The 12,431-nt window shown below is 65.1% G+C and carries 10 protein-coding genes; 2 read left to right on the top strand and 8 right to left on the bottom strand.

All coding sequences use genetic code 11. The annotated features are described in order from the left end of the window. Nucleotides 1-56 precede the first annotated feature (56 nt). Entirely contained in the window at nucleotides 57-1,115 is a 1,059-nt protein-coding gene (tssA, locus tag AC06FB_RS14640; RefSeq protein ID WP_065175277.1) for a type VI secretion system protein TssA, read from the top strand. 56 nt (nucleotides 1,116-1,171) lie between these two features. Here the strand turns inward: tssA and AC06FB_RS14635 are convergent, their stop codons facing one another. The 6 genes from AC06FB_RS14635 to AC06FB_RS14610 all read right to left on the bottom strand — a co-directional run bounded on the left by AC06FB_RS14635 (nucleotide 1,172) and on the right by AC06FB_RS14610 (nucleotide 9,369). After that, complete coding sequence (locus AC06FB_RS14635; RefSeq protein WP_111185953.1) at nucleotides 1,172-1,957, bottom strand: OmpA family protein; 786 nt, start codon at nucleotides 1,955-1,957, stop codon at nucleotides 1,172-1,174. Between the two features lie 2 nt (nucleotides 1,958-1,959). After that, the gene (tagF, locus tag AC06FB_RS14630) at nucleotides 1,960-2,943 is read right to left on the bottom strand and encodes a type VI secretion system-associated protein TagF (protein WP_053518394.1); all 984 of its coding nucleotides are present in this window, start codon (nucleotides 2,941-2,943) and stop codon (nucleotides 1,960-1,962) included. Next, nucleotides 2,940-6,641, bottom strand: coding sequence for a type VI secretion system membrane subunit TssM (gene tssM / locus AC06FB_RS14625; protein WP_193395928.1), 3,702 nt, complete (start codon nucleotides 6,639-6,641; stop codon nucleotides 2,940-2,942). Before tssM ends, tagF begins: the two co-directional genes overlap by 4 nt. A 16-nt stretch (nucleotides 6,642-6,657) precedes the next feature. Then, nucleotides 6,658-8,091: a hypothetical protein gene (locus AC06FB_RS14620; protein ID WP_111185955.1), complete on the bottom strand. Its 1,434-nt coding sequence runs from the start codon at nucleotides 8,089-8,091 to the stop codon at nucleotides 6,658-6,660. Nucleotides 8,092-8,133: 42 nt separating this feature from the next. Next, on the bottom strand, nucleotides 8,134-8,394 hold the full coding sequence (locus AC06FB_RS14615) for a PAAR domain-containing protein (RefSeq protein WP_053518398.1): 261 nt from the start codon (nucleotides 8,392-8,394) through the stop codon (nucleotides 8,134-8,136). Between the two features lie 105 nt (nucleotides 8,395-8,499). Further along, a complete protein-coding gene (locus tag AC06FB_RS14610; RefSeq protein ID WP_478053820.1) occupies nucleotides 8,500-9,369 on the bottom strand; it encodes a M15 family metallopeptidase in 870 nt (289 codons plus the stop codon). 209 nt (nucleotides 9,370-9,578) lie between these two features. Between AC06FB_RS14610 and AC06FB_RS14605 the strand changes: the two genes are divergently transcribed. Next, nucleotides 9,579-10,328: a hypothetical protein gene (locus tag AC06FB_RS14605; RefSeq protein ID WP_262218316.1), complete on the top strand. Its 750-nt coding sequence runs from the start codon at nucleotides 9,579-9,581 to the stop codon at nucleotides 10,326-10,328. A 50-nt stretch (nucleotides 10,329-10,378) separates the two neighbouring features. Here AC06FB_RS14605 and AC06FB_RS14600 read toward each other — a convergent pair whose 3' ends face one another. Both AC06FB_RS14600 and AC06FB_RS14595 read right to left on the bottom strand, forming a co-directional pair. Then, nucleotides 10,379-11,320, bottom strand: a complete 942-nt coding sequence (locus AC06FB_RS14600; RefSeq protein ID WP_262218317.1) for a DUF6708 domain-containing protein — start codon at nucleotides 11,318-11,320, stop codon at nucleotides 10,379-10,381. Nucleotides 11,321-11,379: 59 nt separating this feature from the next. Beyond that, nucleotides 11,380-12,429, bottom strand: a complete 1,050-nt coding sequence (locus AC06FB_RS14595; protein WP_155761061.1) for a DUF6708 domain-containing protein — start codon at nucleotides 12,427-12,429, stop codon at nucleotides 11,380-11,382. Between the last annotated feature and the right edge of the window lie 2 nt (nucleotides 12,430-12,431).

The following is a 12,431-nucleotide window of genomic DNA, read 5'->3' as shown; positions in this document are numbered from 1 at the left end:
CGACCGCGTTCACATCGGCGGGCTAGAATCGCCCACAGTCCCCAACGAGACCCGCCATGCTGGATCAGGAAGCCCTGCTGGCCCCGATTTCGGAACACGCCCCGACCGGTGAAGACCTGTCGTTCTCGGCTGAATTCGATCGGATCATCGAAAACCGTCGTGCCGACGACCCGACCCTGGACCAGGGGGCGTGGCAGACCGACATCAAGTACGCTGACTGGAGCAGCGTGCTGCGCGATGCCACCGACCTGCTGCAGACCCGGACCAAGGACCTGCGGCTGGCAGGCTGGCTCAGCGAAGCCGCCACCCAGCTGGAAGGATTCCAGGGCCTCGCCGCTGGCTACCGGCTCACCGCCGGCCTGTGCGACCGCTACTGGGATGACGTGCATCCGCAGGCACCTGACGGCGATTTTGAAGAGCGCATCGGCAACCTGAGCTGGTTGCTGACCAACTCGCTGCAATGGCTGCGCTCCGTGCCGATTGCCGTCGCGCCGCAGGGGCGTTTCAGCCTCGCCGACTTCGAGCATGCCCATGCCCGTGCCAACAGCGGCGAAGAGGATGACGGCCGCCCTGGCCTGGACATTCTCACTGCCGCCCGCCGCGATACCCAGCACGGGTTCTACCGGCAGCTGGCCGACGACCTGCCCGACTGCAGCCAGGCCCTGGCCGAACTGCAGGCCGCGGTCGACAACCGCCTGGGGCTGGATGGCCCAAGCTTCAGCGCGGTGCGTGAGCAGCTTGAACACCTGCAGCGCACCGTGCTGCGTTTCGCACGCGAAGCCGGGGTGTTGCTCGATGGTGAAACCGAAGCCTCCTCCGACGATTTTGAAGATGCATCGTTCGGCCATGAGGCGCCCGCGTCCGAAGCGGTCCCGGTGACAGCACCGCGTGGCCCTGCGGGTGCACCCGGCTCGCGCAAGGAAGCGCTGCAGCAGCTGCGCCAGGTCGCTGAGTTCTTCCGTCGGACCGAACCGCACAGCCCCGTGGCCTATCTCGCCGAGAAGGCCGCACGCTGGGGCGAGATGCCGCTGCATGTCTGGCTCAAGCGCGTCATCAAGGACCACGGCACGCTGGAACAGATGGAAGAGATGCTGGACGTCAATCCAGAAGACTGATCTGCCTGCGGATCACGCTCGTGCGGGGATCGGGTCTGGCCCGATCCCCGTCATGTTTACTGGATCTTGAACTCGATGCGCCGATTGCGTGCGCGGCCATCGTTGCTGGTGTTGTCCGCCACCGGCTCGTCCGGTCCCTTGCCGACGACATCCATGTGGCTGCCCGGAATGCCCTTGGACACCATGTAGTTCTTCACCGACAGCGCACGCGCGTGGCTGAGCGCCAGGTTCGATTCGCGCTGCCCGACATTGTCGGTATGGCCGATGATCAGGAAACGGCTGTCCGGCATCTGCGCCATCTTGGCGACCATCTCGTCGAGGATGCTCATGCCGAACGGGGTCAGACGCGCACTGCCACTCTGGAACTCGATGATGCGGTTGGCCAGCGTCTGGTCCAGCACGTTCTGCTGCGAGCCGACCTTCAGCGCGTTGGTCACGGTGTAACTGGTATTGCTGGCCAGACTCAGGTCGCTGGCCACCTGCTGCCGCAGCGCTTCGTTGCCGACCTCACCGGTGATCCGCACTGCCTGTCCGTTCACTTCCAGCTTGCCGGGCGACACCCGCTTCAAGCCGGGATTGATCATGCCCGCCACGTAATCGCCCCAGTTCGGTGGGGTCGCGATCGTCTCGACCTGGATGCGGTCGACCACGCGCTCGGCGCCATACACGGCACGCAGATTGTTCAGCAGCTTGGCCTTGGTCGCCTGGTCAGGCACCACGCCTTCGATCACCACCGGTCGTTCGGTGGCAGCCTGTGCCGCAGCAGGCGCGTTCTGCGCGGCCAGCGGCACGGCTGCGAGCAGCAGCGGCAACGCAAGGGAGAGAGGGTTGCACAAGCGCATCATCAGGTTCCCAGGAAAGTCTCGCCGAACAGCTTGCGTGCGGTGGCCAGGGCCAGATCGTCACGGTCGAGGAAGCTGCCGAAGCGGTTGAGGTTGTAATCGCCGCGCAGATAGTCGTCCACCCATTCCGAATGCTGGATCCGGATCAGGAAGTCGCCGGCTTCCGCCGGGTCCAGCACCGCACGCAGCACCTGGCGGTCGGCGCCGTTGAAACCGACGATCATGCTCGGCGCAGCGTCGTTGCGGATCAGCACCGCCAGTTCGAAATCGCCGCGGGAGACGAAGCTGGACAGCAGATCCAGCCAGAATGCCGCCACCAGTGGGCGATAGGCCGGGTCACGGACCAGCGGAAACACCAGCGCCTTGTCGATGTTGACATCGCCCCCGCTGAGCACCGGCTGCAGCAGCAGGCCCAGTGCCGGCAGCACCTGTCGCAGCGCCACCTCGCCGTGACCGGAATCGCGCAGGCGCGACTCGAGGTCTGCCACGGAGGTGCTCTCCAGGAAGTCCTGGAAGCTGCCGTTGTAGTCACCGGGATCGGTGCTGATGCTGAAACGTGCGTCCGCCAGCTGCGCCAGCGCCTGCGCCGCGTCGCTTTCCTGGTAGGCCTGGCGTGCCAGGCGGGCCAGTCCGGACCAGGCGTTGGACATCGCCAGCGGGCTGCGGCCGATGAACGGCAACGGTTCCGGCGCATCCAGGCGCAGCGCGGACAGCAGCGGGAAGCGGCGTTCGGAGGAATCGCGGCTGGCCAGGAAGTGCCCGCACAGCACCATCTTGCTGCGAGAACCCAGGAACGCGTAGTGGATCTCCGGTGCCTCGTCGTAGCGCTGCTTCCAGTCCGGGCTCTGGCTCAGCAGTTCCAGGCTCTCGCCCGCCCACCGGTCCAGCCAGCCCAGCAGTTGGTGATTGTCGGCCGCACGGACGAAATCACCGCGCGACGGCACCTTGCCGAAGTAGGAAACTCCGGCGCTGACGACGCGGCTCATTGCGCACCTCCCGTGGTCTGCGCCGCAGCAGGCGCGGTGGCCGCCGGCGCGGGCGCGGCAGGGGTACCACCGGCCACCCGCTCGGGAAGCTGCAGGCCACGCTGCCAGTCACCGCCGCCCTCGCTGCCGCTGCCGGCCCGGCGGACGATGCGCATTTCCACCGTCACGGCCACACCATTGCCGTTCCAGGTGATACGGCTGGAATCATCCAGCCGCTCGTATTCGCCTTCGGCCATCAGGCGGTTGAAGCCGTTCGCGCCCGGTGCACTGAATACCTCCACGGTACGACCATCGCCGGTCACCGCCGTGATCTTCACGCCCGGCACCTGACCCGCGTTCGGGTACTGCATGGTGGTCCACTGCGGCGGGGTATTGCGATAACGAAGCACCTGGCCATCGATCTCGATGCTGTACTCCAGCGCGCCGGCAGCCGGCGACGGCAGGATCTCGAAGATCGTGGTGTCCTGCGCCGCGCCGGCGGCAGAGCCGCTCACCCAGTTGCCATAGTTGGCAACCAGCTCAGCCGACAGGTTCACACCCTGCCCTGCCCAGCGGCGGGTCTCCAGCAGCGGACCGCGCTGGATCACCAGCGTGCCGAGCGCGTCCTTGTTGAAGGCGGCAATGCTGCCACTGGCACCGAAGATGCCGGCGATGTCGCTCGGTGCGGCATCCACATCCGAGTTGAGGTTGAACGGGTACTGCTGCCCGATGCGTGCCTTGAACGGGTCATAGACCTGCGCCTTCCAGGTCTTGTTGACCTCATCTTCGGTCGGCGGGATCAGGGCGCTGAAGGTCTGGGTCAACGGGCGCAGCAGCAGCGGGCGCAGGGCTTCACGCTGCTTCTCGTCCAGCCCGGTCAGTACCTGCTCGTCGACCAGCGCCAGGCCCGCGCTCAGTTCGGAGCCTTCATTGCTGAAGGTGTCCTGCATCAGCTTGCGGGTGCCCACGCCGATTTCGCCCTGGCTCTTGATGGCATTCAGGCGCGCACGCAGTTTGCCCAGTGTCTCGAAGTAGGCCGTGATCACTGCCGGCTGATCGCCGCGCTCACTGGTGAGCCGCGCGATGCCTTCGAACGCCTTGCCGATCGGACCCACCGGCTGCGCGGCGGCCGTCGCTGCCGGGTCCTTGCGCAGGATGGTGCGCTGGAACCAGGCCACGAAGCCCTTGCGCGCCTTGCTCGAACGCGCCTGCGCCGGCGGGTTGTCCCATACCGTCTCCTCGTTGATGCGCTCCAGCAGAACACGGAGCGGCGAGTTGCCGGGATCACCCAGCTTGTTGATGCGGGCCACCGCCTCGTCGAACGTACTGAACTCGGCCACGCTCAGGCCCTGCACGAACTTGCTCCACTCGCGCGCGTAGTCGTTCTTGTACAGGGTCACCAGCTCGCGCGAGACATGCTCGGGGCTGCCGGCCAGCGACAGATCGCTCTGCTCGGTGGTACCCAGCACCCAGTCGGTGGTGCTCAGCTGGGTATTGGCTGCTTCCTTGATCGCATCCTTTACGTACTCTTCCCACGCCTTGCGCGAGAACGCACCGGAAATCGCATAGCTGCCGTTGATCAGGCGCCCGTTGCGCTCCACACCCACCAGGCTGTCGACGGTGGTGGTTCCGAAGCGGGCGCCGGCACGTGCCTTGATCTGCGCGTACACGCGCTCCATCGCCGGCTGCCCCTTCATCACCTGCCCCAGTGCCTGGCGCGTGTCGGACACCAGCGTGACCTTGTTCTGTATCTGCGGCCAGCTGGGCTGGCCCGCCTGCGCCACGTAGAAGGTCATCAGCTTCTCGGCCGCGCGCACCATCTCCTCACGGCTCATCTGGCCGCGGTTGGCCTCCAGCCAGGTGCGCCAGAACAGGGTCAGCTGCTGCGACAGGTGAGCACCTTCGACGTACTTCGGGTTACCCAGCATCAGGTAGGTCTTCAGTGCGTTGTACGCATCGTTGGTACTGGTTGGCGATGCGTTCTGATACAGCACCTCGCTCTCGGCAGCAGCGCTGCCGCCCTGGCCAAGCTTGTCGCGCTCGGCGACCACCTGGCCGAGATAGTTCTCCAGATTGGAGACGGTCGGCGCCAGCATCACCTGCTGCATGCCGTGGTTGTACTCACGCAGCAGCTTCTCGCGGATCGCGGTGCCCTGGTACAGGCCCAGATGGGTGGTGATGCCGCCCTCCTTGCCATAACGGTCCAGCTGCTCCATGCGATCCTGCAGCAGAAGCAAGGCGTCGATGCGCGACTTCAGGTCCATGCGGTCCTTCTGCACGCGCACGGCCTGATCCAGGTCCTTGGTGGCATTGGCCACCAGCTGGGCATTGGTGGTGTACGACCAGGTCCACAGGCCCAGCGCCAGTGCCAGCACACCCACCGCGCCCAGGAACACGCCATAGCGCAGCCGGTTCTGGTGCGGGCTGGAATACTGCCGGACCAGTTCCTTGTCGGCGAAGATCACCTTGCGGAACAGGTCCTTGAGGAAGAACGCGGTATGGCCGGTCGGCGCCTCATCGACATTGGACCCGCGCTCCAGGTTGAACTGGCGGCCGACGCGTTCGGACGCGTGATGCACCGAACGCCCTTCCTGCAGTGCGCTGGAGAAGTAGAAGCCACGGAACACCGGCTTGAACTGGTAGGGGTTGTCCTCGAACAACGTAGCGATGAAGGTGCGCAGCGCCGGCTTGATGCCGACGAACTCCAGCGGCAACGACAGCAGCCCAGGCGAGACTTCACGGCCACGCTGCATCGCCATGTGGGTCAGGCTCATTTCCTTGATGCCTTCGGCCAGCTCGTCGAAATGGCTGTCGAATGCCGCCAGCGCGTCGCCCTGCTGATGCACGTCGAACGGCAGCGTCGCACCCCACACATGCTCGCGCTCGCCGGGATCGAGGTTGCGGAAGAACTCGCTGAAACCGGCGATGAGGTCGGCCTTGGTGAACAGCACGTACACCGGCGCGAACACTTCCAGCCGCTCGGTGATTTCCTGCACGCGCTGGCGCAGGTTCTTGGCCAGCTCGATCGCGAACTCCGGCTTGCTGCCGGACAGCTCGGCCAGGCTGGCGGCGATGATCACGCCGTTGATCGGTGCGCGCGGGCGGTTCTTCTTCAGCAGGCCGAGGAAGGTCAGCCACTCCATGCGGTCCTCGACGCTGACCGAGTAGCGGCCAGCGGTGTCGAGCACGATACCGTTGGTGGTGAAGTACCAGTCGCAGTTGCGGGTACCACCGATGCCCTGCACCACGTTGCCGCGGTTGTCCTCGAACGGGAACTGCAGGCCGGAATTGAGGATGGCCGTACTCTTGCCCGCAGCCGGATTGCCGATGATCACGTACCACGGCAGCTCGTACAGCGCGGCGTTGCCCTTCAGCACGCCCATCCGCGAGGACTTGATCTGCTTGACCGCGTCCATCATGCGCGTGCGCAGCGCCTCGGTATCGGCACGCTGGGCGGGTTGAGCGGTGGCTACCGCCTTGTCCGCCTCATCCTTGACCATCGCCTCCACGCGCTTGGCCGCGCGACGGGCCAGGATCCGCTTCACGATCCAGACCAGCAGCGCCAGCACCAGCAGGCCGGCCAGCACGATGGCCACCCAGATGCCGATCTGCCGTGCTTCGGCCTCACCGTAGTGGGCCAGCGCAGCGGCACCGACCAGGCCGAGCACCATCCAGAGACGGTAGTCGCGCAGGTAGTAGCTGAAATTGCTCAAACTCATGCAGGGATCCAGGAAGTCAGGGGGCCGACGGCGCATCGGCCGCCTGCGTCGGGGAAGGAAGAGGGTCGACCAGGCCGAACAGTCGCTGCTGGTTGTCGGCCACGCCGAGCAACAGCACCGGCTCAGCCTGGCGGTCAAGCTGTGCGCGGGCCAGTGCCAGCTGCGCCAACGGCAGCACCGGGCCCAGTTCGCCTGCGCTGATCGCCAGCGCCAGGCTCTGCGGACTGAAGTCCAGGTCGGGAGCCAGCGACGCCGTGATGGCGGCGGCATCGACCATCAGATCGCCCCGGTGATCGGCATCATGCAGCACGAACTGGGCCTGTGCGCCCTCCAGGCCCAGCGTCTGCTGCCACTGCGCAGCGAGCGTCGCCAGCTGACGGCGCTGTTCGGCCGGCCGGGTTGCCTCGATCTGCTCGGCGCGTACCAGTTGCGGGCGCCACAGCCGCGCGTCGCCTTCATGGGCAACGCCCCGGCTCGCCAGCAGGACGCCGGCAGCACCCTCACCCGGTATGCGGCCATCCGGATTCTGTGCGGTTGCCAGCACACCGGAGGACTGCCATGAGGAAACGATGGCGGCATCGATCGAAGAAGACGCGGACACCAGCAGGTGCCAGCGTGGCTCGCCCTGATCCAGTGCGTCGATCACCCGTTGCAGGTGCGGCCACACCTCGCGTGCGCCGTCCAGCGAGGTGACCCGGACATCGAAGCGGCGCGCATCGATGCCTGCCATCCGCGCCTGCTCCAGCAGCCATGTCTGCACCCAGGGGCGCAGCGCATCGGACCAGCTGCCCGGCACCAGCAGCTCGACGCTCAGTACGTTCTCCACGCGCTGTTCGTCGCGACGCCGCAGACCGGCCACCACCACTTCCTCGGAAGCCATGATTTCCGGCAGCGCCGCGGATGCTGCCTCCAGCAGTTCCTCCAGCACCGGCTGCAGCAGGGCAAGCGCACGCCGTTCGTGGGCTGCGGTGTCGATGCCGTCCTGACGGGCCTGCAGCACCAGGAACTCATCGAGGTCCTGCGCCGCGCTCATGCGCACCGGCAGGTTGTAGTTGTCGCGGAAGCGGCCATCGAGCGTCGGACGCGGCGGCGCAGCGGCAGCAGCCAGCCATGACTGGGCATCCAGATCCACACCCAGCCTGAGGCCACCGGCAATCAACGCCACCGATGGCGGCACCATCACCTTCGCCGCGACCGCTTCGCCTTTGCCCTTGGTCGGCTCCCCATCGTTGGCCGCAGCCTTGTCCAGCGCCGCATCGACGCCACGGCGCGCGGCGCCACGCAGCATGAAGCCGGCACCGCTCAGGCCGACGGGCAGCAGGCCCAGGTAGGCCAGCATCTGCATGCCGGTCGGTACCGTGCCGCTGTTGCGCCAGTAGAGAATCGTCGCGCCCCAGGTGGCGACGAAGATCATCACCACCGAAGCTGCTTTGCCCAGCCATCCTGCCATCAGTTGCCCTGCTCCATGCGCTGCTCCTGTCGACCGTGCAGGTCAACGCAGACCGGTCATGGCCTGCGAAGCGACCAGCGTCGCTCCACACGCGGTGCGGTCGCCGTCGCGCGCCACCGGCTGACCGTCGATGAGCACTGTCGCGTCGCCACTGACAATCGTGGTCGCGCCATGCACGGCGCACAACGCACGATCACCGACGCGCGCCACCGGCCTGCCATTGATGTCGGTCTGTCCGGTGCCCGCCACCACGGTCCCTCCGTGGCTGAGCGGGTCACCGACGACGATAAACGGTCGTGCCATCCATCATGCTCCTTGATCCATGTGTGACCCGGCGTTCCATCGCCCCCCGGTTCCCCCGACGACGCAGGCCATCGGCGTAACCATACCAGTACCGCCGTGCGGTTATCACCCTTGACGGGACAGTTCCTCGCGCTTTGCCACCCGGGCGGCGCGGCAGCGGTCCGTCATTTCCACGTGAACATAGTCCTTGATGCTCCGCCAGTTTCCGCCCCAGTCCAGGCCCGCCTGTTCAGCCAGCTCGCCGTACAGGAAGTACCCACGCCGGGTCCACGGATCTTCCATGTCCCATTGCAGCTTGCCATCGCGGATGGGTGCGCTGTCCACGCCCAGCCCATACTGGTGGCAGCTCTGCCAGGCACCGGCCCGGGTCGCCTTGCCACCGGCCATCAGTTCGGCCTGCCGCTGCGGACTGCGATAGCCTTCGATCAGCACCATTTCGTAACCGTACTGGCGTCGCATCACCTCATAGATGGCCAGCACGCGCTGCTGCAGATCGGGATCGATCTGATCCCATTTGCGATCAGCCGTGACGATTTCGGGCCGCAGACGACGCACTTCGGCAGTGGTGAACACCTCCGGCGGCGGCGGCGGCGGCGGCGTCAGCCGCTCCCCACGTAGCAGCTGGGCGACCATCGAACTCGATTCCGCCAGATCATCGCCCCTGAAATCCTCCAGCACCACGGTCTGCCGCGTGACGAATATCACAATTGGAGGGATCAACAGCAACGCTGCGGCGACAACCAGAATGAGCCAATGACGCCGCAGCGCGCCGTGCACGGCTCCGACCTCTTCACGAACCCCACTGCGCACGCGGGTGGCGCCGTGACCGACCCGGTCACCAACCTGCCCCGCCCGACGACGGAATCCGCCCAGACGCTTCGCGATCGCCTGACGCAGCGATTCGACCGTCTCGGGGAACAACAGTACCCAGCACACACCAGCCACCAACAGTACGACGGCAATGGCAGCAACCACGATTGGCAACACCGGTCCTCCCTGACACGCGATCTGGTTGACGCCCCAACCGCTTTCACTAAGAATGCGCAAATTCGCTTCGGCAGTTGCCGACTCAAACCAAGGGCTGGATGCACTTGAATAATGGCGGAATCAATCGGCCAAGTCTGCTCTCAGGGGGAGCGCAGGCAAAGGGCCAGGCCCCGAATTCGGGCCGTATTCTGGCAGACATGGAGGGCCGGCAGGCAACCGCGTCGCCACGTGCCGCACGCGCGCCGTCCAGCGGCAAACGCCGTACGGTCCTGTGGCTGGCATTGGCCAGTGCCGTGGTCGTCATCGCCGGGCTGACCGCCTGGGGTCTGTCCGGTAGTAATGACTACAGCGACCCGTCCGAGTATTCACTGACACCCGACACCGGCCATGTGACCGGGCACCCGGACGCCCCGTCGGTGGCACCGGGTGAAGGTGCCGCGATGATCGTCGATGCGCCCGCTTCCCCGACTGAGCCGGCGCTGCCGGCCACCACCGGGAGCCCACCCGCGCCTGCCGCTGACGCGGCAACCGCTGCTGCGGGCGCTGCCGCAACCACCGGCACCGCTGCAACGACGCGGGCACGGGGCGCCCAGCCGGGTGAACGCAGCAGTCGCGCCGCCGGTACCGCAGGCAAGGGCGATGAAAATCTGCTCGGCACCCTGCTCGGCATCATCAAGGAAGAGGACAAGGCCAAGGCAAAAGCCAAGGCCCAGCCTCAGAGCATGGATGATCTGATCGCCCAGATCGAAGCAGACCAGCGCAAACGCGCCGAAGATGAGCGCGCCGCATTCGAGCGCGTGGCCAGCAAGAAGTCCGCCTCGACCGAATCCAACATCCAGGCGCAGCTGCGCAGCTGCCCCAGCCCTACGTCACTGAAAGGCGTGGACTGCCGGCGCAGGATCTGTGCGGCGGTGAGCGGCAAGGATCCGGCCTGCCCGGCGATGTGATCCCGAGCCCTGCCTGCTGACGCAGGCAGGGAGCTGCCGCAGAGGCCCGCTCAGAGCGGACGCCGATCCGGCTCGAACTGCGCCATCACCTCGGGTTCCACGAGCCGAAGAGGATCGTTGGCATCGATTGCGCACTCGTCTTCCACCCACTGTGGCCACACGGGCGCGCGGCAGGATCGAAGGACCAGCCATCGGCACAACACCAGGGGCAGCAGCAAGGGCATCAGGATGAAGCGTGCGCCCAGCAGGCTGGGACCGAGACTGGCCACCACGAACAGGTAGCAGTTGCGCCATGACGGCGTCACCGACAGATTCATCTGGCGACCCTCGATGGTATCGACCACCTCTGCCGGCCCCTGCTCCATGTAGCGGCGAATGAACTCCCAGATGCCGCGGATCTTCTGTTCGTCATCGAAGTAGTGGCCCACCGCGAAGGTGCGCTTGATCACCCGATCCTCGAGGATGCTGCAGCGCAGGTCGCGCAGGAACGCCTGGCTGGTCCCCTGCCCGATGTAGAACACGGCCTCATCCCATGGGACGGATACAGCGCCCTCTTCCCCACCCGTGAAGAAGTAGACCGTCCGGTTGCGCCGGTTGAACCGTGTCGGATACCAGACATAGGTGAAGAACTCGTAGCGCAGCGTCGTGTGCCAGAACAGCACCGGGGCACCGACCACGCACACGCCGACCATGGCGTACATCACCCAGTCCCAGAAGTCGCCTTCCAGGTTCGGGATCACCAGCGTGAAAAGCAGGAAGAAACCGAACAGGAACAGGGCCAGCGTCCCCAGCAGGACCATGGTGGTCGAGACCATTCCGCGCAGGCGGAACCTTCGGTCGATCAGATCGATGTAGGTCGAGTTGAAATGAACCAACGACGCACGTTCGTCAGGTGCAACCTCCTCGGCGACCCGAGGATCGAAACGCGAGGCGCTCTCCTGCGCCGAGAGAAAGCGATCCGTCGGGAAACTGCGCATCCAGCCGCTGTACATCCGTGATCCTCGCTCACTCGTCTGAGCGAGAATGCCACGCCATGCATCCAACGCCCACTTCACGCATTCAACGAGGTTGCCTGCAGCTGCTGACGAATCTCATCGTTACGGGCCTTGGCTGCCGTGATCGAGTCCTTCCAGAAGCGCTCCATTTCATCGGCACGACCTCCGGATTTATCCACGCGTCCGTACACAGCCGGTGCACGTAGCGGGGGACTGCCCGAAGGCTCGGACTTTCCGCGCCGGGTCACAGCTGCCGGCCAGACCGGCCTACGGCACGACTTCATTGCCAGGAAGCGGAACAGGGCCCAGGGCAAGGTGAGCGGTAGCGCGATCCACATCAACCCGGCGCCCGCAGAAGAGACATGAATGATGAACGCGTTGCGGAAGCTTGGTACTACCGAGGTGTAGAGCTGCAATGGCGGAAACGGAAGTGCTGAACGCCCTTCCTCCATGAAGCGCCGGATCATCTCCCAATGTGCGAGCGTGATCGCTGGGTTGGGACCGCTGTCAGATCCAACAGCAAACGTATAGACGACCTGCTCCCCATCCATTACAAGCCCCCGAAGATCGTAAGTACATCCCTCATCAGGGCCCACAGGCTTGTCCCTACCAATAACAAATCTAACATCCCGCCATGGAACCGAGACCACCCTCTCACGCTTACCCGTAAACACATGTACCTGTTGTGCGACTCGATCAAACCGAACTGGGTAGTACTGATAGCGTAGAACATCCCGCAAGAGCAGCTTGCAGAAAATGAACGCCAGAAATGCAACACCAAGAGCGATCAAGCCTCCGATCGCATAAGTATCACCTGATTCGAGCGGCCCAGTTCGGTCAACCAGAGAGGAAGTTGCGTGCAGGATCGCCACGACAAATAGCAATCCCAGCGCAATGAAGACACTCGCCCCCATCAATGCCCAACCGCGATATAGGAAGTGACGATCAACATACTCAATGCAATCATCATCAATGGCGATGATTCCCTTATCGATTGGCACAAACGTGGATGAGTCGAAACGGCGCACATCAGCAGCCTTTTCGTACTCAGTAAGGGGACGATTGTTGCGATACCTCTGGGCAAGCCAACCTGCAAACTGACTCACTA

The organism is Stenotrophomonas sp. Steno-C15, assembly GCF_056393265.1.
This window is presented reverse-complemented; position numbering and strand designations above follow the sequence as displayed.